At 61.9% G+C, this 21,827-nt stretch carries 18 protein-coding genes and 1 pseudogene; 14 read left to right on the forward strand and 5 right to left on the reverse strand.

What is annotated here, in order from left to right:
* Window positions 1-49: 49 nt before the first annotated feature.
* The 5 genes from IF189_RS03745 to IF189_RS03765 all read left to right on the forward strand — a co-directional run bounded on the left by IF189_RS03745 (window position 50) and on the right by IF189_RS03765 (window position 4,502).
* Complete coding sequence (locus tag IF189_RS03745; RefSeq protein ID WP_192552835.1) at window positions 50-1,225, forward strand: MFS transporter; 1,176 nt, start codon at window positions 50-52, stop codon at window positions 1,223-1,225.
* Window positions 1,191-1,898, forward strand: a complete 708-nt coding sequence (locus IF189_RS03750) for an HAD family hydrolase (protein WP_192552836.1) — start codon at window positions 1,191-1,193, stop codon at window positions 1,896-1,898. The genes IF189_RS03745 and IF189_RS03750 overlap by 35 nt, the downstream gene beginning before the upstream one ends.
* Window positions 1,895-2,533 carry a YdcF family protein gene (locus tag IF189_RS03755; RefSeq protein WP_192552837.1) on the forward strand — a complete coding sequence of 213 codons (639 nt, stop codon included), beginning with the start codon at window positions 1,895-1,897 and terminating at the stop codon, window positions 2,531-2,533. Before IF189_RS03750 ends, IF189_RS03755 begins: the two co-directional genes overlap by 4 nt.
* Window positions 2,534-2,558: 25 nt before the next feature.
* On the forward strand, window positions 2,559-4,016 hold the full coding sequence (locus IF189_RS03760; protein ID WP_192552838.1) for an N-acyl-D-amino-acid deacylase family protein: 1,458 nt from the start codon (window positions 2,559-2,561) through the stop codon (window positions 4,014-4,016).
* Between the two features lie 117 nt (window positions 4,017-4,133).
* A complete protein-coding gene (locus IF189_RS03765; RefSeq protein WP_192552839.1) occupies window positions 4,134-4,502 on the forward strand; it encodes a glyoxalase superfamily protein in 369 nt (122 codons plus the stop codon).
* Here IF189_RS03765 and IF189_RS03770 read toward each other — a convergent pair.
* A complete protein-coding gene (locus IF189_RS03770) occupies window positions 4,499-5,527 on the reverse strand; it encodes an AraC family transcriptional regulator (protein ID WP_192552840.1) in 1,029 nt (342 codons plus the stop codon). The genes IF189_RS03765 and IF189_RS03770 overlap by 4 nt on opposite strands.
* 211 nt (window positions 5,528-5,738) lie before the next feature.
* Here IF189_RS03770 and IF189_RS03775 point away from each other — a divergent pair, with 211 nt between their 5' ends.
* From IF189_RS03775 to IF189_RS03805, 7 genes are all read left to right on the forward strand, one after another.
* Entirely contained in the window at window positions 5,739-7,334 is a 1,596-nt protein-coding gene (locus IF189_RS03775; RefSeq protein WP_192552841.1) for an FAD-binding oxidoreductase, read from the forward strand.
* A gap of 5 nt (window positions 7,335-7,339) precedes the next feature.
* The gene (locus tag IF189_RS03780) at window positions 7,340-8,935 is read left to right on the forward strand and encodes a glycerol-3-phosphate dehydrogenase/oxidase (protein WP_192552842.1); all 1,596 of its coding nucleotides are present in this window, start codon (window positions 7,340-7,342) and stop codon (window positions 8,933-8,935) included.
* Window positions 8,936-8,955: 20 nt separating this feature from the next.
* Window positions 8,956-10,524, forward strand: coding sequence for an FGGY-family carbohydrate kinase (locus IF189_RS03785; protein WP_192552843.1), 1,569 nt, complete (start codon window positions 8,956-8,958; stop codon window positions 10,522-10,524).
* Window positions 10,525-10,640: 116 nt separating this feature from the next.
* Complete coding sequence (locus IF189_RS03790) at window positions 10,641-11,927, forward strand: phospholipase (protein ID WP_192552844.1); 1,287 nt, start codon at window positions 10,641-10,643, stop codon at window positions 11,925-11,927.
* A 45-nt stretch (window positions 11,928-11,972) separates the two neighbouring features.
* Window positions 11,973-13,931: a DUF1302 domain-containing protein gene (locus IF189_RS03795; RefSeq protein WP_192552845.1), complete on the forward strand. Its 1,959-nt coding sequence runs from the start codon at window positions 11,973-11,975 to the stop codon at window positions 13,929-13,931.
* 32 nt (window positions 13,932-13,963) lie between these two features.
* The gene (locus IF189_RS03800) at window positions 13,964-15,337 is read left to right on the forward strand and encodes a DUF1329 domain-containing protein (RefSeq protein ID WP_134825434.1); all 1,374 of its coding nucleotides are present in this window, start codon (window positions 13,964-13,966) and stop codon (window positions 15,335-15,337) included.
* 92 nt (window positions 15,338-15,429) lie between these two features.
* On the forward strand, window positions 15,430-15,657 hold the full coding sequence (locus tag IF189_RS03805) for a FitA-like ribbon-helix-helix domain-containing protein (RefSeq protein WP_134825435.1): 228 nt from the start codon (window positions 15,430-15,432) through the stop codon (window positions 15,655-15,657).
* Between the two features lie 109 nt (window positions 15,658-15,766).
* Here the strand turns inward: IF189_RS03805 and IF189_RS03810 are convergent, their stop codons facing one another.
* From IF189_RS03810 to IF189_RS29090, 3 genes and pseudogenes are all read right to left on the reverse strand, one after another.
* A complete protein-coding gene (locus IF189_RS03810; protein WP_134825436.1) occupies window positions 15,767-16,150 on the reverse strand; it encodes a DUF6124 family protein in 384 nt (127 codons plus the stop codon).
* Window positions 16,151-16,617: 467 nt separating this feature from the next.
* Window positions 16,618-17,481, reverse strand: a complete 864-nt coding sequence (locus IF189_RS29085; protein ID WP_371321019.1) for a methyl-accepting chemotaxis protein — start codon at window positions 17,479-17,481, stop codon at window positions 16,618-16,620.
* Window positions 17,482-17,523: 42 nt separating this feature from the next.
* Window positions 17,524-18,537, reverse strand: a pseudogene (locus IF189_RS29090) (methyl-accepting chemotaxis protein); the annotation flags it as partial.
* Between the two features lie 254 nt (window positions 18,538-18,791).
* Here IF189_RS29090 and IF189_RS03820 point away from each other — a divergent pair.
* A complete protein-coding gene (locus IF189_RS03820; protein WP_192552847.1) occupies window positions 18,792-19,463 on the forward strand; it encodes a histidine phosphatase family protein in 672 nt (223 codons plus the stop codon).
* A complete protein-coding gene (locus IF189_RS03825) occupies window positions 19,460-20,281 on the forward strand; it encodes a phosphatase PAP2 family protein (RefSeq protein ID WP_192552848.1) in 822 nt (273 codons plus the stop codon). Before IF189_RS03820 ends, IF189_RS03825 begins: the two co-directional genes overlap by 4 nt.
* Window positions 20,282-20,345: 64 nt before the next feature.
* Here the strand turns inward: IF189_RS03825 and IF189_RS03830 are convergent, their stop codons facing one another.
* The gene (locus IF189_RS03830; RefSeq protein WP_192552849.1) at window positions 20,346-21,782 is read right to left on the reverse strand and encodes an ArnT family glycosyltransferase; all 1,437 of its coding nucleotides are present in this window, start codon (window positions 21,780-21,782) and stop codon (window positions 20,346-20,348) included.
* Window positions 21,783-21,827: the final 45 nt, after the last annotated feature.

Genomic DNA, 21,827 nt, shown 5'->3' on the forward strand with positions numbered 1-21,827 from the left:
AGGGCTCCGCTGGAGCCCTGCTCAGGAGTATCGAGCGTATGGTTGATTCATGTATCTGATCTTTTTCGGGTTCTTTGCGGCAGAAGGGATCATCTATCCGTTCTGGCCGACCTGGCTGAATTCGCTGGGCTTCAGCGCCAGCCAGATTGGCCTGCTGATCGCGGCGGTCTATTGGCCCCAGGTGGTGACCGGAGTGTTGATCACCTACGTGGCCGACTGGCGCGTGGATCAACTGCGGCTCGCGGCTTTTCTCGGTTTCTCGGCAGCGTTGTGTACGTTGCTGTTCTATTTCATGCCGGTGCACCTGTGGGGATTCGTGTGCCTGAGCATTCTGTTCGGCGGGCTGTGGATGGTGGTGTTGCCGCTGTCCGAGTCCTATCTGCTCAAGCGTGACAAGCAAGCGCTGCAGAACTACGGCTGGGTCCGCGCGGTGGGCTCTTCGGCCTTTATCCTGACATCGACCCTCGGTGGCCTGTTGTTTGCGCAATACAGCCAGTCCTGGGTGCCGGTGGTGATTGCCGCGTGCATGTTGCTCACCGCGCTGGCGTGTCTGTGGCTGAAACGTCAGGTCACGCTGGCGCCTCTGCAACCACCCGAGCGTGCGACGAAGCGCCCCGACTGGAAGGCGCTGTTCGCCCAAAAGGGCCTGCTGATTGCGATTGCCGCCGCCAGTTTCATTCAACTGAGTCACACCCTGTACTTCTCCACGGCGTCGATCGGCTGGGGCGTGAAGGGCTACTCTTCAACCGCCATCGGGGTGTTCTGGTCAGTGGCGGTGATCGCGGAAATCACTTATTTCGCGTTCTCCAACAAAGTCCTGTCGTTCTGTTCGCCGTTGTCCATCGTGATGTTCTCCAGTGTCTGCGCGGCGGCGCGCTGGGCGCTGTTTTCCGACAGCGATGCGGTGCCGGTGATCCTGTTGGGGCAATGCCTGCACGCCTTGAGTTTCGCGGCCTATCACTCGGCGATCATGCGCTGCATTCGCGACCATGCCCCGGCGGATATCCAGGTGTTTACCCAGGGCGTCTATTACTCGCTGGCGGTTGCCTTGCCCATGGGTTTGGCCACACCCTTTGCCGGGTATCTGTACGAGACGCAGCCACAATGGTCCTGGTATGTCATGGCGCTGTTTGCCCTGATGGGAACCGTGCTGGCATTCATTGCTCACCAGAAAATGCGAAGTGCAACCGATGACACAACGAACGTTTACAGCCGTCTGCTTTGATATGGATGGCGTGCTGATCCAGTCGCGCCAGGTCATCGAACTGGCCTGGACCACGGTGGCGCGCAAGTACAGTGTTGCCGTCGATCAGGCCTTCATCGACGAGCACATTCACGGCCGCCCGGGCGGTTACACCCTGCAGGCGCTGTTTGGTCAGTTTGACGAGCAGCAGCGCGTGACCATCAAGCAAGAAGTCGATGCCATCGAAGAGGTTTCGATCTGCGCGCTGGTGCCGGGCGTCGCTGCGTTCATCGACCAATTGAGTGGGCGGGTGCCGCTGGCGCTGGTGACCAGCAGCTGGCGAGCGCGAGTCGACCACGTCCTGCAGCAACACGACTTGACGTCGGTTTTCGACTGCATCATCTGCCGCGACGATGTGCGCAGTGGCAAACCGGCTCCCGATCCCTATCGTCTGGCCGCCGCGCGACTGGAGCGTCAGAGCGATGAATGCCTGGTCTTCGAAGACTCTGTCAGCGGCGTGCAATCGGCGGTCAGCAGCGGCGCGCTGTGCATCGGTATCGGCGACGATCCGACGTTGAACGCTCACGGGGCTCTGCGTACGTACGCGGATTTCACGGCGCTCCCGATCTCGCAGGGCGGGGTGGATACACACCTTTATGCCGACGGTGGGCTGTTTATCAGCGGGCACGTTACCAAGAGGTTCGCACACTCATGACACCGACCTTGCGACACGCGACCGTCCTGTGGAATTTCCTCGGTGCAGGGCGCCAGCACCGCGATTGTGAGCTGATCGTGGTGTGCGGCTCCTACGACCTGCGGGTCTGTGATTACGCCTGTCAGTTGCTGAAAAAAGGCGTCGCCCCGCATCTGTTGTTCACCGGCAACACCGGCAACTGGACGAAGCATTTGTGGGAACGCACCGAAGCCGATATTTTTGCGCAACGGGCCATGATTCAAGGTGTTTCGCCGGATCAATTCACCCTCGAATCCCGTGCCACCAACTTCGCCGAGAACATCGCGTTTGCGCGAGAGTTGTTCCCGGACGTGCGTCGGGCGACGTTCCTGACCAAGCCGAATTCGATCCGGCGCGTGGCGCTGACCTTGCCCGTTCAATGGCCAGGGCTTGAAGCCTGGGTGGATGCGCCGGCGTTCGGTTTTCCGGGGGAGGTCAGCAACCTGATCGGGGTCCTGGGGCTGATCGACGAAATGGTCGGGGATATCCACCGGATCATGGTTTACCCTTCGCTGGGCTTTCAGGCCGAGCAGGTGATTCCCGAGGAAGTCGAGGCAGCCTGGCGCTACCTCATCGAACAAGGATTCGATCACCATTTGATCAAAGGCAGACACTGACGCCGCGCTGCCGCCGGAGACTGACATGCTGTACGACACACTGATTCGCAACGCCCTGGTCATCGACGGCAGCAACACTCCCGGTTACGCCGCTGACGTGGCAATCCTCGATGGCCGCATCGCGCGCATCGGCGATCTGGGCGATGCCCGCGCCACCGAAGAGATCGACGCCGCCGGCCGCGTACTGGCGCCGGGTTTCATCGACGTGCACACCCACGACGACACCGTGGTGATCCGCCAGCCGCAGATGCTGCCCAAGCTTAGCCAGGGCGTGACCACGGTGATTGTCGGCAACTGCGGGATCAGCGCAGCCCCGGTCAGTCTCAAGGGCGATCCACCGGATCCGATGAACCTGCTCGGCACGGCCGCCGCATTCGTCTATCCGCGTTTCAGCGATTACCGCGCAGCGGTGGAAGCGGCCAATACCACGCTGAACGTCGCGGCACTGGTGGGGCACACGGCGCTGCGCAGCAATCACCTCGATGATCTGTTTCGTACGGCGACCGACGATGAAATCGCCGCGATGCGCGAGCAGTTGCGTGAAAGCCTGGAGGCAGGCGCCCTTGGTTTATCCACAGGTCTGGCGTATGCGAGCGCGTTCTCGGCGTCCACCGATGAAGTCATGCAACTGACTGAAGAATTGAACGCGTTCGGCGCCGTGTACACCACCCATCTGCGCAGTGAGTTTGAACCGGTGCTGGAGGCCATGGACGAAGCCTTCCGCATCGGCCGCCACGCCCGTTCGCCGGTGATCGTTTCCCACCTCAAGTGTGCCGGTGTGGGCAACTGGGGACGCAGCCCGCAGTTGCTCGCGTCGCTGGAAGAAGCGGCGAAAACCCACCCGGTCGGCTGTGATTGCTACCCCTACGCGGCGAGTTCTTCGACGCTGGATCTGAAGCAGGTCACCGACGCCCACCGCATCACCATCACCTGGTCGACGCCTCACCCGGAAGTCAGCGGCCGCGACCTGACCGCCATCGCGGCCGAATGGACGATGCCACTGCTCGACGCCGCCAGACGCCTGCAACCGGCGGGCGCGGTTTATTACGGCATGGACGAGAACGACGTGCGCCGGATCCTCGCCCATCCGCTGACAATGGTTGGCTCCGATGGCTTGCCGGAAGACCCGTTCCCGCACCCACGTCTGTGGGGCGCTTTCCCACGAGTGCTCGGTCATTTCAGTCGCGACGTCGGCCTGTTTCCGCTGCACACCGCCGTGCACAAGATGACCGGTCTGTCGGCGGCGCGCTTCGGCTTGAAGGAGCGCGGCGAGATTCGCGAAGGACACTGGGCGGATCTGGTGTTGTTCGACCCGGCAACCGTGCATGACGTAGCGGACTTCAGCGACCCGCAACGTGCCGCGCAAGGCATCGACGGCGTGTGGATCAACGGCGTTCTGAGTTATCGCGAGGGGCAGGCCAACGGGCAAAGGGCAGGGCGGTTTCTGGCGCGTGAGGGTGATCTGCGTGACAACTTTCACTGAGTTTCGCGGATTGCGTTACAGTGATGGCACATTGCGATTAAAGAAAGCCATCAGCAAGCCGAATTGCTGACATCTACCCCGGCTACACTGCGGGGCCAATCAGTCAGGGAGCACCCCATGAGCTTCGGCAAAACCACCCCGATCCTGCGGATTTTCGATGAAGCCAAGGCCTTGGAGTTCTATGTCGACTTCCTCGGTTTCAAGATCGATTGGCAGCATCGTTTTGAACCCGGTTGCCCGCTGTATCTGCAAGTCTCCCGGGGCGAATGTGTGCTGCACCTGTCCGAGCACCACGGCGATGCGACACCGGGTTCGGCCCTGCGGATCGAGACCGATGAGCTGGAGGCCTTCCAGCAGCAGTTGATCGCCAAGAACTACAAGTTCTCGCACCCGGGGATTCAGGCCATGCCGTGGGGCAGCCAGGACATGACCATCGCCGACCCGTTCGGCAATCGTCTGGTGTTCACCAACGCGATCAGCCTCTAACTGTCGTTCGATACCCGGTGAATCTGCCGAAACTCACCGGGCGGCATGCCGCGCCGGCTCTTGAAGGTGCGGTGAAACGAGCGCGGTTCGGTGAAGCCCAGATACTGCGCAATGTCCTGAATCGGCAAGGTGCTGTTGAGCAGGTAATGCTCGGCCAGTTCCTGGCGCAAGTCATCGAGGATCTGCTGATACGAGGTGCCGGCCTGATGCAACTGGCGTTGCAGCGTGCGCACCGAGACAGCCAGATGCTCGGCCACCTGTTCCTTGCGCGGCAGGCCTTCCTTGAGCAACTGACGCAGGATGCTTTTCACCCGCTGCTCCAGCGATGCATCCTCCAGTGTCGCCATCAGACTTTGTGCGTGTTCTTCCAGGGTGCGCAGCAAATGCGCATCGGCCTGGCGCAACGGCAACTGCAGATACGGCAACGGTACGATCAGCGCTGAATACGGCTGATCGAACAGCACCGGGCATTCGAAAAACCGTTCGTACTGTTCCAGCGTCGTGTCCGCCGGGCGTGAGTGTTCCAGCCACACGGCGGCCGGCGACAACTGGGTGTCGGCGATCCAGCGTGCATATTGCAGCCAGGAGCCGAGCACGTTTTCCACCAGATGCCGGCGAATCCGTGGGCGCTCAAAACGACAGCTCCAGATCAGGTGCATGTGGCTGTCCTGCACCTCGGCGCGGCTGACGCCCATGTCGCCCACCAGTTTTTCGAACGGCATGATGCGGCTCATGGCGTCGCCCAGTGTTGCGCAATTCATGGTGATGTAACCCAGCACGCTCCAGGAATTGGGCAACACGAAATTCGCCGCGTTGAGGCCGAACAACGGATCGCCCGAGTGTTCGCAGAAATAATCCAGCAACCGTTCATGGGTTTCACCCGGCAGGCGCAGGCTGTTGTCGCTCAACTGCTGCGCCTGCAACCCGGCCGCCGCCAATGCGGGCTCGATGGCCAGGCCCAGATGTTCGGCATGGCGCAGGTACTTGAGCAGCGGCGGAACGGAGGTGAAGCCGAGCGATTGCATGACCGAATTCCCTTGATCGAGGCCGCCACGGGCGGATGAGCGCCCTGAAAGGTAATTTGAATCCACGACTAAAGTAAATGGCTGACGCTTGCGCGACGTTTGACTCAATTGGCTACTCGAACTGGCCGGATGCGACCGTGACACTTTCGGCCGGCTGACTAGTATGAGGGCCTGAAATCTCACTGATCAGACTGCACAGAAGGACACACGCATGCGACGCTGGAACGGCTGGGGAGATGCAACCACGGTGGTCGAACTGCCGGCCCAGGGCGCAAGTTTTCTCCATGAGCGACTGGGGGAGGGACGCGCGCTGCCCGACGCGACGCTTGAAGCGGCGCTGGCCGGCGTACCGGTCTCGCGGCTGGCGGAACACGCTTTGTACAGCATCGATGCCCATGATCGCTTGCTGCATGCCCGGGGCCAGAGCCTCCCGGACTGGCTGGCGTTGCGCGAAGGGGCGCTGGGCAACTATCCCGATGCCGTGGCGTTCCCGGAAACCGCCGAACACATCCGCCAGTTGCTGGCGCTCGCCCAGGCGCAGGACCTGTGCCTGATTCCCTACGGCGGCGGCACGTCGGTGGCCGGGCACATCAACCCGCCAGACTCTGCGCGGCCTGTGGTGACGGTGTCGCTGGCGCGGATGAGCCGCCTGCTCGATCTCGACGAACAAAGCCTGCTGGCCACTTTCGGCCCCGGTGCCAGTGGCCCGCAAGTAGAGAGCCAATTGCGCGCCCGTGGCTACACACTGGGGCATTTCCCGCAGTCGTGGGAGCTGTCGACGCTGGGCGGTTGGGTGGCCAGCCGTTCCAGCGGCCAGCAATCGTTGCGTTATGGGCGGATCGAGCAACTGTTTGCCGGCGGAACCCTGGAAACCTTTGCCGGGCCGCTGCAGATTCCGACCTTCCCGGCCTCGGCCGCTGGCCCTGATCTGCGCGAAGTGGTGCTGGGTTGCGAGGGGCGTTTCGGGATCATTTCCGAGGTCAAGGTGCGGGTCAGCGCGCTGCCGGTCGATGAACGTTTCTACGGCGTGTTTCTGCCCAGCTGGAGCAAGGCGCTGCAAGCCATCCGGCAACTGGCGCAAGCGCGGGTGCCGCTGTCGATGCTGCGCCTGTCCAACGCAGTGGAAACCGAAACCCAACTGGCGCTGGCCGGTCATCCGCAGCAAATCGCCTGGTTGGAGAAGTACCTGAACCTGCGCGGGGCCGGGCAAGGCAAGTGCCTGCTGACCTTCGGCGTGACCGGCAATCGCAAGCAGAACGCGCTGTCCCTGACTCAGGCCCGTCAGCATCTGAAGGCCTTCGGTGGGGTGTTCACCGGCACGCTGCTCGGCAAGAAGTGGGCGCAGAACCGTTTTCGTTTTCCGTACCTGCGGGAGAACCTGTGGAACGCCGGTTACGTGGTCGACACCCTGGAAACCGCCACCGACTGGAGCAACGTCGACAACCTGCTCAACCGGATCGAAAACAGCCTGCGGGATGCCTTGGCAGCCGAGGGCGAACGGGTGCATGTGTTTACGCACCTGTCCCACGTCTACGGCGAAGGTTCGAGCATCTACACCACCTACGTGTTTCGCCCGGCGGCGGACTATCCTGCGACGCTGGCCCGCTGGAAGGCCCTCAAGCATGCGGCCAGCCAGACCATCGTCGACAATCACGGCACCATCAGCCACCAGCACGGCGTGGGCAAGGATCACGCGCCGTACCTGCTGCGCGAGAAAGGCGCACTAGCGATGGACACCTTGCAGGCGTTGAGCCGGCACTTCGACCCGGCCGGGCGCCTGAACCCCGGCACGCTGTTGCAGGAGTGACCGCCATGAGTGCGGACTGGAACGTCGAATGGCGCCAGCAAGTTCTGCCGACTTTGGCGGGTGAAACCTGGGACCTGATCGTCATCGGCGGCGGCATCAGCGGTGCCGGAATACTGCGTGAAGCCGCGCGTCGTGGCTGGCGTTGCCTGCTGCTGGAGCAGCGAGATTTTGCCTGGGGCACGTCCAGCCGATCCTCGAAAATGGTTCATGGCGGTTTGCGCTATATCGCCAAGGGGCAGTGGCGACTGACCCGGGATTCAGTGCGCGAACGCCAGCGCCTGCTCGACGAAGCACCGGGGCTGGTGGAGCCGATGAGTTTCATGATGCCGCACTATCGCGGCGGCTTCCCAGGGCCTCGGGTGCTGGGTGGTTTGTTGTCGATCTATGACGCATTGGCCGGGCGCCGCGATCATCGTTTCCATGACGCGCAGCAACTGCGATATCTGGCGCCGGGCGTGAAAGAACATGACCTGCTGGGCGGCACCTGTTTTGTCGATGCGCTGACCGATGACGCGCGGCTGGTAATACGCGTGTTGAGCGAAGCGCGGGCCGACGGCGCGGTGGTGCTCAACGGTGTACGCGTCGAACATCTGCTGCGGGAAAACGGGCGGGTGTGCGGGGTACAGGTCGAGGACTGCGAAGCCGGCGCGTCGCTGCAATTGCGGTGTGGTGTGTTGGCGGTGGCCACCGGGGCCTGGGCCGAACGCTTGCGTCCACCCGAGGCGCCGCGCCAGCTGCGCCCGTTGCGTGGCAGTCATTTGTTGCTGCCGGGCTGGCGTTTGCCGGTGGCGCAGGCCTTTACGTTTATGCACGAGCAGGATCGGCGACCGGTGTTCGTTTTCCCGTGGGAAGGCGCCACGGTGGTCGGCACCACCGACCTCGATCACCGCGAGAATCTGGACCAGAGCGCGAGCATCAGCGCCGAAGAACTCAACTATCTGCTGGCCGCCTGCCGACAGCAGTTTCCCGGCGCTGAAGTGACAGCCGCCGACGTACTTTCAACCTGGTCCGGCGTGCGCCCGGTGGTGGGCAGTGCGGCGGGTGAGCATCAGGACAAACCGTCGAACGAAACCCGTGAACATGTGCTGTGGCAGGAGCCGGGTTGCGTCACGTTGGCCGGCGGCAAACTCACGACGTTCCGCCCGCAAGCCATCGAAGTGCTCAAGGCCTGCGCCGACATGCTCGGCTGGTCTTTCGAAGACGACGCCGCGCCGGTATTTGCTGCCGTGCCGCCACTGACAATTCCCGGCCTCAGTCCCGGTCAGTGGCGACGGCTGGCCGGACGACATGGCCGGGACCTGCCGAGGCTGGCGCAACGGCTCGCCGAACAGGGCCATGAAACGGTCGGCGCCACCGACACCTTGTGGGCCGAACTGGCCTTCGCCTGCGAAGCGGAAATGGTCCTGCACCTGGATGACCTGCTGCTGCGCCGAACCCGTCTCGGCCTGTTGCTGCCCCATGGCGGCGCCGATTATTTCCCGGCCATTCGCCGACTCTGCCAGCCACGACTGGGTTGGAACGACGAACACTGGCAACAGGAACAGCAACGCTATCAGGCGTTATGGCAACGCCATCACGGCCTGCCGGAAATCGCGCAGTGATGCCCCTCGAAGAGAGCTCCATGGACAACCACCCGAACAAGCGTTACCTGCTGGCCATCGACAATGGCACCCAGAGCGTGCGCGCGCTGCTCTTCGATTTGCAGGGCAATCTGCTCGGCAAGGGCAAGGTTGAATTGCAGGCCTATTACTCGACGCAACCGGGCTGGGCCGAGCAGGACCCGGAATATTACTGGGCGAAACTGGGCGAAGCCTGCCAGCAGGTGTGGGCGCAGACCGGCATCGATCGTTCGCAGATTGCCGGGGTTTCCCTGACCACCCAGCGTGGCACGGTGATCAACGTCGATGCTCAGGGCAAGCCGCTGCGTCCGGCGATTCTCTGGCTCGATCAGCGCCAGAGCGAAGTCGAAGGCGGGATCAAGGGACCGTGGGGCTGGCTGTTCAAACTGGCCGGTGCGCAGGCCACGGTGGATTACTTTCGCGCCCAGGCCGAGGCTAACTGGATCGCCCGCCATCAGCCTGATGTGTGGGCGGCGACCGACAAATTTCTGCTTCTCTCCGGGTTTCTCACTCATCGCCTCTGCGGGCGCTTCGTCGACTCGGTGGGCTGTTGCGTCGGTTACCTGCCGTTCGACTTCAAACGCCTGCGCTGGGCGGCACCGCGTGACTGGAAATGGCAGGCGCTGGCGGTGCGCCCCGAGCAACTGCCGACCTTGCACAAACCCGGTGAAACTCTCGGCCATATCAGCGCCGAAGCCAGTCTTCACACTGGCATCCCCGAAGGCATTCCGCTGATCGCGGCGGGCGCCGACAAGGCCTGTGAAGTGCTCGGCTCCGGCGTCGTCGATTCAGGCACGGTGTGCCTGTCCTACGGCACCACGGCGACGATCACCAGCACCCGCTCGCGCTATCTGGAAATCGTCCCGTTGATTCCGCCGTACCCGTCGGCGGTGCCGGATCAGTACAACTGCGAGGTGATGATTTATCGCGGCTACTGGATGGTCAGCTGGTTCAAGAACGAGTTCGGCCTGCGGGAAATGCAGCAGGCCAAGGAGCAGGGCATCGAGCCCGAGCAACTGTTCGATGCGCTGGTCGAGGCGGTGCCGCCGGGCTCGATGGGGTTGATGCTGCAACCGTACTGGTCACCGGGGATTCGTGAGCCGGGTGTGGAAGCCAAGGGCGCGATGATCGGCTTCGGTGACGTGCACACCCGCGCGCATATCTATCGGGCAATCCTCGAAGGCCTGGCCTATGCCTTGCGTCAGGGCATGGAGAAAATCGAGAAGCGCTCGAAGATCTCCGTCACCCGTTTGCGAGTGGCTGGCGGTGGCTCGCAAAGTGATGCGGCGATGCAACTGACGGCGAACATCTTCGGTTTGCCGGCGGAGCGTCCGCATGTCTATGAAGCGTCCGGTCTGGGCGCGGCGATTTGTTGTGCGGTGGGGCTGGGGTTGCACGCGAATTTCCCTTCGGCGATAGCGGCGATGACCCGGGTCGGTGCTGTGTTCATGCCGCAGCCCGAGGCGCAAAAGATCTACGAGCGACTGTACAGGGACGTGTATCTGCGCATGTACCGGCAGCTCAAGCCGTTGTACCAGAGCATCCGCAAGATCACCGGTTACCCGGCCTGAACGAACAGCGCACGTGGCGCTATCGGAGAACTTTTCTGGTGAGATCGGACAGTGTCAGGGGCGGGGTCGATTGTTAGGCTCGATCCCCACGGCACACATAACAAGAACCAGAAGCAATGAAGCTGATCTCCCTCCTGCTGCTTTGCGTAATGGCCCCGACGGCGTGGGGCTGGTCGAACCATACGGTGGGCAGCTACCTGGCGTTGCAGGATCTGCCGGCGTTGCGCGATGCGTCGTCCGTTGAAGTCGAGCCGCTGGAGCAGTTTCTCTCCGAGCAATACCCGGCCATCGTCGCGTTGCTCGATGAGCAGGAACGCTTCGCCCGCGAGCACTTCAAGCAATACCCGCCGCGCCCCGACAACCTCAAATTGCCCGCCGCGCCGAGCGACAATCTGCGCCACGACTTCCTCACCGCGATGCGGATCAATCCGCTGATCCATCTGGCGATGGTCATCCAGCCGTTGCCGGGCAAGGACCTGCCCGAACGCGAGCATCTGCAGGCCGATCAGGTGATGGTCGAGCAGACGCTTTCACCGTGGAATCGCCAGCGTTTCATTCGCGTGGCCGATCATGAAAAAGTCGCGCCCCTGGCCGTGCTGGCGAGTGCCGCCGATGAGCCGGACTACGGTCATGACATCAATCTGTTCAGCGACAACCCCGGCGAAGTCGCCGCGTTGTACGGCTTCGGCCCGCAGCCGTTTGGCGATGCGCGCTTCCAGTACAGCTCCCAGGCGCCGTTCCACATGGGCTTCTTCCATGAGAGCCCGGTGGTGTACGCGGCCGCCGGATTTCTCGAGCGCAGCTGGCCGGACTGGCGCGCGTATCAATACATGGGGCTGGCGCGACTGGCGTTTGCCACGGGTCATTCCTACTGGGGTTACCGCTTTCTCGGCTGGGGCCTGCACCACGTTCAGGACCTGACCCAGCCGTATCACGCCAAACCGTTGCCCGGCGTCGAACTACCAAGCCTTCTGCTGCTGGAGGGCAAGGCCCTGGCCGGTTTTGCGGAAGACAAACAGGCGTCCATCGAACGGGTCGCGACCCGCCACATGGAAGTCGAGAAGTACCAGTCGACCTGGTTGCGTCGTGTGCTGCGCGCCGGTCAGCCGCATCCGATGCTTGACGCTTACGCCGATGCCACCCGGGACACTACTTACCCGCCGTATTCGGTGGACTACCTGCGCGAGGTGGTGAGTGCCGAGTCCGTCGACGACTCCGCCGCCTTCGACGAAGCCATCGGCCAGTGGCTGGAAACGGCGCCGGTCACCAGCGACTTCAGCGCCGGCAATCAGTTGCAGCAAGAGAATTTCGACCATCCGGAACTGAATCGGCAACTACTCAAACTGCTCGGCCATTTCGGCGCCCACAGCCGGATTTATGTCAGCGCGGGACTGGCGCCCTGAGCATCGCGGCAACACACAACAATAAGAACAGGGAAGGAGGAACAGATGATCAACACTCGATTGCGCCTGTCTGGCGTAGCGCTCCCCGGTGTCGGTTTGGCAGGGCTGCTGCAACTCTGCGCGGTCGATGCGGTGCAGGCCGCCGAGTTCAGCGTGCTGGACAATCAGGTCACCGGCTCGCTCGACACGACCTTGTCCTATGGCCGCTTGTGGCGGGTGCAGGGCCGGGACAAGAACAACGATGACGTCAACACCAACGACGGCAATCGCAACTTCGACACCGGGCTGGTTTCCGAGGTGTACAAGATCACTTCGGAGCTGGAGGCCAACTACCAGAACTACGGGATGTTCTTGCGCGGCACCGCGTTCTACGACACTCAGTTGATGGACAAGCGCAACGACTACTACCACAACAACAGCCCGTCGCAGCCGAGCCAGAGTTATCCCCAGGACGACCGTTTCACCAGCCAGACCCGCGACATCGCCGGCAGCCGGATCGAGATGCTCGACGCCTACGTTCACGGCAGCTGGGACGTTGCGCAAATGCCCGTCACGGCGCGGGTGGGGCGTCAGGTGTTCAACTGGGGCGAGGGGATTTTCTATCGCGGCGGGATCAACACCACCAACCCGGTGGACGCCGCCAAGTACCGCCTGCCCGGCGCAGAGGTCAAGGAAGTGCTGATGCCGGTGGAGGCGGTCAGCTTCAACATCGGCCTGACCGACAGCCTGACCATGGAGAGCTTCTACCAGACCAACTGGAAGGAAACCCGCATCGACCCGGTCGGCACCTTCTACTCGCAGACCGACCTGTTCGCCGACGGCGGCAACACCGCTTACAACAATTTCAGCGGCACTGCCCTCGATACGCCGGTGCCGGGGTTCGGCAATGTCATCGGCCTGTACAGCGCATTGGGCAACAACCCGTTGCTCGGCCCGGCGCTGAAATCCACCGGCCTCTACGCCAACGGCGTGACCCCGGCCTATGGCAACACCCTGAAAGTGGCGTCCATCGGCAAGGACTACAACGCGCGCAACGACGGCCAGTTCGGCTTTGCCTTTCGCTACATCGCCGAAGAACTCAACAGCACCGAGTTCGGCCTGTACATGGTCAACTACCACGCCAAGGAACCGACCATCTCAGCCGACCTCGGTGGCTACAAGGGCATCGACATGAATGCCCTGACCAACATGCTCTCCAGCGTGGCCGGCAGTCAGGCCGGGGCCCTCGCCAACGGTCTGGCGACTGCCGATGTGATGGGCAACATCCAGGCCCATCGGCGCTACGCCGAAGACATCCGCATGTACGGTTTCAGCTTCAATACCACGCTGGGCAATGCCTCGGTGTTCGGTGAGCTGGCCTATCGACCGAACCTGCCCATCGGCATCGCCGCCACCAATGATTTGATCGGTGACCTCGCCAACGGCGCTGCGGCGGCGGTGTCCGGCAAGGCCATCAACGTCGGCGGGCAAATGGTCACCCTCGACAGCCAGATCAACAACGCCGAGCGGGTGGAGGCGTTCAACACCTCGCTGGGCAGCATCTACAACTTCGGCCCGACGCTGTCGTTCGACTCGATGTTCGGCATCTTCGAACTGGCCTCCGAGCACCTGCGCGGCAGCAGCCTGCAATACACCGCCTACGACGGCAGCACCCGTTACTACGCCGGCACCGGCAACACTTCGTACGTGTCCGGCGGTGATCGCGACGATCAGGTCAACCGCAATTCCTACAGCTACACGGTGATGTTCAACGGCACCTGGAACGACGTGTACGCCGGGATCAACGTCTCGCCCTACGTCGTCTACAAGGACGACTTCAAGGGCAACAGCTATCAGGCCGGCAACGCCATCGACGGGCGCAAGGCATACACGCTGGGGGTCAAGGCCAACTACCAGAACAAGCTCGAAGCCGAACTGCAATACACAGAGTTCTGGGGCGGCGGGCAGAACAACGGCATTCGCGACCGCGACAACGTCGGGTTCAACCTCAAGTATTTCTTGTGAGTCCACAGGTTTTTTGAATTCGGAGAACGAACATGTTTCCTGCATCACGACTGACCAAGACCACACTGGCGTTGCTCATGAGCCTCACCGCTGCAAGCGCACTGGCGGCCATCTCGCCCCAGCAGGCCGAACAACTGAAAACCACGCTTACCCCCATGGGCGCCGAGCGTGCCGGCAATGCGGCCGGCACCATCCCGGCCTGGACTGGCGGCATCACTCAGGCCCCGGCGGGCTACAAACCCGGCCAGCATCACCCCGATCCGTACGCGGCGGACAAACCGCTGTTCACCATCACCAAGGCCAACCTCGACCAATACAAAGCGCACCTCAGCCCCGGCCAGATCGCCCTGTTCAACAGCTACCCCGACACCTTCCAGATGCCGGTCTATCCCTCGCGTCGATCCGGCTCCGCACCGCAATGGCTGTATGACAACACCCTGAAAAATGCGACCTCGGCCAAGTTGCTGGAGGGCGGCAGCGGGTTCGCCGATGCCTATGGCGGCGTGCCGTTCCCGGTGCCCAAGGACGGGGTCGAAGTGCTGTGGAACCACATCACTCGCTATCGCGGTATCTACGTGGTCCGTCGTGCCTCCGAAGCACCGGTGCAGCGCAACGGCAGCTTCGCGCTGGTGACCTCGCAGCAGGAAGGCTTCTTCAACTACTACCGCCCGGGCGGCCAGTTCGCCGACCTGAAAAACATCCTGTTCTACTACCTCGCCTTCGTGAAAAGCCCGGCGCGCCTCGCTGGTGGTGCCGCACTGGTGCACGAGACGCTGGACCAACTCAAGGACCCGCGCCAGGCCTGGATCTACGACGCCGGCCAACGCCGCGTGCGCCGCGCACCGAACCTCGCCTACGACACGCCGATCGCTTCCTCCGATGGCCTGCGCACCGCAGACGACACCGACCTGTTCAACGGCTCCCCCGACCGCTTCGACTGGAAGCTCAAGGGCAAGCAGGAAATCTACATCCCCTACAACAACTACAAAGTCGGCAGCCCCGACGTGAAATACGCCCAGCTGCTCACCCCCGGCCACCTCAACCCGCAATACACCCGCTACGAGCTGCACCGCGTCTGGGTGGTCGAAGGCACACTCAAGCCGGGCGCGCGGCATGTCTATTCCAAGCGAGTGCTGTTCCTCGACGAAGACAGCTGGGGCGCCGCGCTGGTGGACCAGTACGACGGGCGAGGGGAGCTGTGGCGCGTGTCGATGGCCTACCTGAAAAACTTCTACGACCTGCCCACCACCTGGAGCGCACTGGACGTTTTCCACGACTTGCAGGCCCGTCGGTACTACGTGCAGAACCTGGATAACGAAGAAGCCTCCACCGTCGACTTCTCGCAACCGGTGCCGGAGGATTCGTACTTCATGCCGTCGGCGTTGCGGCAGCGGGGGACTCGGTAAGCTGTAATCCGTTTCTTCTCAAGAGCAGGCAGAGGTTTTCGAGTTGGTTTGTTAGTCTGCGATCACTCATTTCACGGATTGAAGGACGCCTTATGAACAGCATCACTATTCGACTCGATGAACGGACGACTGAGCAACTGCGAATCGCTGCTGCCCAAAACGGCCATTCCATGGAAGACGAAGCGCGGCAGATTCTGGAGAACGCGTTGGCTTCCGTTGATCGAGCCGGCGGGTTAGGTACTCGGATACACAATCGATTTGGGGCCATGGGTGGTGTCGAACTCGATCTGCCATCACGTTCAGAAAACCTCAGCGGCTGATAAAAACCGCTCACAAAAAAGCCCGCCGCCACACTAAAACCAGTGTGGTGGCGGGCTTTTTACAGGATGCAGAAAAATGGCGAGTGCACCGCACTCGCCACATCCCGCATCAATCAGTCGGCACGACCTTGTCCAGCGCACGGTTAACGGCCATTTCGGCGATCATCACGATCTGGGCGATGCCTTGCAGGGTCTTGCGGTGGCTGCCCTCGACCAGCGCAACATGATTGTTGAGCATGACGGTGGCGGAACCGAGGGATTCGCTGGCGTCCACCAGCAGGGATTCGGTGTCGGCTTCGGGGTGGGCCTGATAGAGGGTGTTGGGTTTGTAGGGCGCAGCCATGATGTGGGCGCTGAGTGGGCCGAGGTGATAATCGAGGGCGCGTTCGGCGGCTTCGTTGAATTTCTTTGAACCGGGGCATTCGTAGGGAGACGCCGGATCCGGGAGGGTTGTGGGTTCGGTGAGCGGTGGGTTTGGCGTTACCTTGAACATAGATGCTTACCTCTGATGAGGCTGCGCCCATTTCGCCGCTGAGCAAAAGGGAGGCAGCTGTGCGCAAGTTAGCGGCCCGGTAAGCATCACAACCCGGCGCATCCGAAGATGCCATGCGCACAGCCACCATCAAGTGCAGGCGAATGCCTGACTGGATCGGACGTGTACAACCGTGAACGCATGCCGAACCGCTAAGTTCGATCACTGGAAATCAGTGACGCAATCAAATTACGCAGCCAGTCCAAGGCGCACAAGCCGGCGGATTCTGGCGTAGCCGTAGGCAACGGCGCAAGGTTTTGTGGGCTTCGGGACGTATCACCGCGTGTCCTTAAACACCCCCTGACCAACCGTGTGTAATTGCGATTCAGAACCCGTCATCCAATTCCTGAACATGGCAATTTCAGAACAAAAAAGAAGGGCAGCTTTTCAGCTGCCCTTCTTTGTACATCGGCTTTCGTGTGCAGGATTTACACGCGGAAGTGGCTCACCATCTGCTGCAACTGCCCACCCAACCGCGCCAGTTCAACGCTGGACTTGGCCGTCTCATCACTCGCCGCCGCCGTCTGCTCCGAAACGTCGCGGACGTTGATGATGCTGCGGCTGATTTCTTCGGCCACGGCGCTTTGCTGTTCGGCGGCTGCGGCGATCTGCTGGTTCATCGACTGGATGTTCGACACCGTGCGGGTGATGTTTTCCAGGGAGTCGCCGGCCTTGCGGGTCAGGGCCACGCTGCTGTCAGTCAGGGCGCGGCTGTTGTTCATCACGGCGGAAACCTGTTGCGTGCCGTTCTGCAGGCCGGCCACCAGGCCTTCGATTTCCTCGGTGGATTTCTGGGTGCGCTGGGCCAGACCACGGACTTCGTCGGCGACCACGGCGAAACCGCGACCGGCTTCACCGGCACGGGCGGCTTCGATGGCGGCGTTGAGGGCCAGCAGGTTGGTCTGCTCGGCCACGGCCTTGATCACGTCCATGACGCTGCCGATCTTGTCGCTTTCCTGTTGCAGCACGCTCATGGCTTCGGTGGAACGCACCACTTCGCTGGCCAGACGCTCGATCTGGGCGATGGCTTCGTTCACCACCTTGTCGCCTTCGCGGGCTTCGCCGTCAGCGGCGGCTGCGGCTTGCGAGGCTTCTTCGGCGTTGCGCGCGACTTCCTGCACGGTGGCAGTCATTTCGTGCATGGCGGTGGCCACCTGATCGGTCTCGACCTTCTGGCTGTTCACGCCGGCGCTGGTCTGTTCGGTGACGGCCGACAGCTCTTCGGCGGCGCTGGCGATCTGGGTCACGCCGTCGCGGATGCCACTGATCAGGTCGCGCAGGGTCACGCCCATGCGCGCTATGCCTTGTTGCAGCACGCCGAGTTCGTCGCGGCGGGTGACGATCACGTTGTGGCTCAGGTCGCCGCTGGCGATGCGGTCGACCACGGCCATGGTTTCCTGCAGCGGACGGGTGATCTGGCGGGTGATGATGAAGGCGGCGATGACGCCCACCAACAACGCCAGCAGAGTGCTGATCAGTTGCAGGGTGCGGGCTTGAGCGCTTTCCATGTCACGACGATCGAGCTGGATCTGATACATCTGCTCGCTCAGGGTCACGATGGTGGCGCCCTGATCGGTCATTTCCTTGCGTGCCTGCACCGCTTCGCTGTTGGCGTTCTTGAACGCCTGCAGGGCGCTGCGGTAGTTGGTCAGCGCGGTTTCCAGCTGACGCAGGGTGTCTTGCTGGGTGCTGAAGAAATGCACGCTCAGCTGTTTCAGGCTGGCGATGGCCACATCCAGTTGACCGACGGCTTTCTGCTCGGTGTCGGCATTGGCGGTGGCGGTGTAGCCGCGCACTTCATAGCGCGCCAGGATGAACGCTTCCTTGGCTTCGGTGATGGCCTGGAACTGTTCGAAACGTGTATCGCTCAGCGGCATTTGCTGCACGCGGTTGCTGATCGACTCGATCAGGTTGTACGCGGTCTCGGCATTGGCGGCCATGGTGTCGCGCGCCGTGTTACCGGTGCGGTAGGCGTTGCGCATCTTGTTCAGGGACGTCTGGTACTCGGCGATGGTCGCCGCCTGCTCCTTGAGCAGCTTGACGTTCTCCGGGCTCTTGAACTTGCCGATCAGCGCTTGTTGCTGTGCAGCGAAACCGTCGAGGGTGGTCTGCACGTTTTGTGCGGCGGTTTCATCGCCGTTGGTCAGCATGTATTGCAGGCGCACCACGCGCAGCTTGGTCAGGCCGGCGTTCAGCTGGGTGATGTCGCTCATCCAGTTGCTGCGGTCAATCAGGCCGCCGAGGCTGGTCCAGCCGGTCAGGGCGAGGATGCAGGTCAGGGCCAGGACGAGACCGAAACCCAGCCCCAGTTTGAGGTTCACGCTGATGTTGCCGAACCAGCTATTCATCACAATTCCTCCAGAAAACGTTGTGCGTCTTGATCGTCGGTCAGGCTGGAAGATTGTTGTTTTTTTGAGCCAGCAAGGGTGTTAGCAGGACTGTATCGGCCGCAAATCCGAGAGCTGAAAGGATTTTGTCCGACGGAATTTGTAACAAGGGATCCCAAGACTTTTTTCACATGACTTTCACTGGCTGCCCACGGGGGCGTCTGTACCTTCGCCGGATCAAATGACAGTGATATACGCTGGCGAGGCGAATTTTTGTGGAATTGAGACTGAGTCTGTTCGGCGTCAAACGCTCAATCGACCTGAGCGGTTTGGCCCGTTTTCGGAACGCCGGGGTTGTCCTGGCGACCTTGGCGCTGGTGGTGCCATTGACCCTGTGGCTGCTTGCCCCGGCGGCGGTGCCCGATCTGGCCCACGGCAATGTGGCCGGCGCGCAGGCGTTGGCGGCCGGTTGGGCCAAGGGCGATATGATCGTGCTGGTACGTCATGTCGAGCGCTGCGATCACTCCCCGGCGCCGTGCCTGAGCGGCAATGACGGCATCACCGACCGTTCGCGCAGTGTCGCGGTCGCCGTCGGCGCGCAGTTCGAACACCTGGGCCTGAACCATGCCGACATCTACAACAGCCCGATGACCCGCACCGTGCAGACCGCCGGTTACATGTTCAACCACGCGACGACCGGCGAAGACTGGCTGATCAGCTGCAAGGGTCGCATGTTGCAGGATGCGCTCGCGCACAAGGTTCCGGGGCGAAACCTGATCCTGGTCACCCACAGCGAATGCATGGCGCAGCTGGAAAAAGACCTCAAGGTGCCGACCTCGACCCTCGGTTATGGTTCTTCGCTGTTCGTTTCCGCTGCAAACCTCGCGGCTCCGAAAATGCTTGGCTTCATCGAGGCCTCCGACTGGCGCACGGTGTCCACCCGATGAGTGCTCGCTTTTACGCCTACAACTTCGGTATCCCGCTGTTTTGTGCTGCTGTGGTGTTTCTGATGTTCGACATGACGAACATCGACATTGCCTTCAGTAATCTGCTGTTCGATCCGCTGACCAATACCTTCCCCCTCGACAAGATTCACTTCTTTGAAAAGCTGACCCACAAGTGGGCGCGGATCATCCCGAACTGGACTGCTGAAATCGCCCTGATCGGCGGGATGCTGTCGGTGGTCTGGCCGCTGGTCAATCCGCAGAAGCGCCCGGGCCTCGCCGGGTTTCTCGAGCGCAGCAAAGTGGCGCCTGTGCTGCGCTTTGCCGCTGACCATCGCCGGGACTTTCTGTTTGTGGTGGTGGCGTTCGCGGTGTGTACCGGCGTGATTCACTTCCTCAAGGCCCACACCAGCGTTTACTGCCCGATCGAGACGACGCTCTACGGCGGCAAGATGGCCCACATCGAGTGGTACAACAATTTTCAGCTGTTCCATGAAGCCGGTGACGGCCGTTGCTGGCCGGGCGGACATGCCTCCGGCGGGTTCACCATGCTGGCGTTGTATTTTGTCGCGCGGCGTTATCAGTGGCGCTTCTCCAGCGCCTTGTTGTGGGGCTCGCTGCTGCTCGGTTTCGTCTACGGCACCACACGTGTCCTGCAGGGCTGGCACTACATGTCCCACACGTTCTGGGCCGGGATCTTCGTCTGGCTGGCGTGTTTGCTGACGGCGCTGGCGTTTTATGGACGGGCTCGTCTGGAGTTGCCGGTGTTGAGCAAGCGCGAGCGACAGGTGTTCAGTGCGCAGCCTGAGGCTGCTCTCTGAAGCATTGCGATTGAAATGAAAAACCCGCCATCACCGGCGGGTTTTTTGTTGGTGCATCGCTGTATCAATAGCCTACGAAGTAGTACGCCTGGCGCCCGACCATCATGGTCTTGAGGACTTTCAGCGGGGCGGCGGGCTCGCTGTCGCCTGACATCACCGCGATGTTCGAAGGCGAGGCACTGAGGAAGTCTTTCAGCTGCGCATCGGTATCCAGGCCCTTGAGGACGCTCTGGGTGTAGAACACGCTGGCACCGCCGACCCGTTCGTTGGCCTGGAACAGCGCGACCTGATGGCCGCTGGCTTGCAGGCTCTGGATATGTTCGGTCAGTGGCAGGAACGACAATTCCTTGTCCGCCTTCGGCAGTGCCCATTGCGCGGCACCGAGGTAGCTGGCGATCACCACGGTCAGGATACCGGCCGCCAATGCCTGACGATGACGGGCGATCCATCCGACAAACCCGCTGTTACGGTCCTTCAACCGCTCGAACAGTACACCCGCATATTCCGCCGCAATCACTGCCGCTGCCGGCGTCATCGACATCAGGTACACCGTGCGCTTGCTCGACGCCAGAGTCAGCATGATGAACTGCGCAACGATCCACAGGCTGAAAAACAGCAGGTAACGATTGGCCTTCAATTGTTTGCGGAAGTGCCACAGCCCCAGGTACACCAGAATGTTCCAGGGCAGGAACGCTTCAGGCAGTTTGGCGATGTAGTAGTAGAACGGCTCATAGTGCCCGGCTTCGACGAAGGAACCGCTGAAACGTCCGACGCTGTTGGTCAGCAAGACTTCTTTGACGGCCTGGGCGCCGCTGTGCTGATAGAGCACCGCGAGCCAGATCAGCAGCGGAATCAGCCCGAGCGCGGTCAACAAACCGGGCCGCAGCCACTCGGTCAGTTTGAAGCGCTTGTCCATCAGGTTGTCGGTCAGCAGGTAAGCGAAAATCACCACCCCCGGCATCGCCAGACCGAGCACGCCTTTGCTCAGGGTGGCGATCGCGATCCCGACCACAAACAGCAACGAGTTGCCGAGGGTCGATGCTCGTTGCGCCTGGAAAAACGCCAGCAGCGCCGTGGTCACGCCGAGTGCGAGCAACGCATCTTCGCCGACCCCGCGCACGTTGCTCCAGTAACTGGCCATGGTCGCCAGCAGAATCCCCGCCGTCCACGCAATCGCTTTCGGCCGTCCGAAGCGCCGCAGCATGCCGTACAGAATCATCACGCTGAGCAGACCGGCCACCGCCGACGCCAGCCGCACCGCCCACGGCGAAACACCGAACACGCGCATGGCACCGGCGTCCAGCCACAGACTCAGTGGCGGTTTCTCCAGAAACGGTTCGCCGAACAGACGGGGCGTCACCCAGTCATCGTCCAGATGCATCTCCATGGCGATGCCGGCGACGCGGGCCTCGGTGGAACCTTGCAATTGATGGTTACCCAACGCGAAGAAAAACAGCAGGGCGGCAAGCAGGAACAGGGAAGTGACGGCACGCGACGACATAGGTTTCAGTTAACCGGAAGGGGCGAGAGGCGAGAGCATACTTCG

This window comes from Pseudomonas sp. IzPS59 (assembly GCF_014863505.1).
Classification (GTDB): Bacteria; Pseudomonadota; Gammaproteobacteria; order Pseudomonadales; family Pseudomonadaceae; genus Aquipseudomonas; species Aquipseudomonas kribbensis.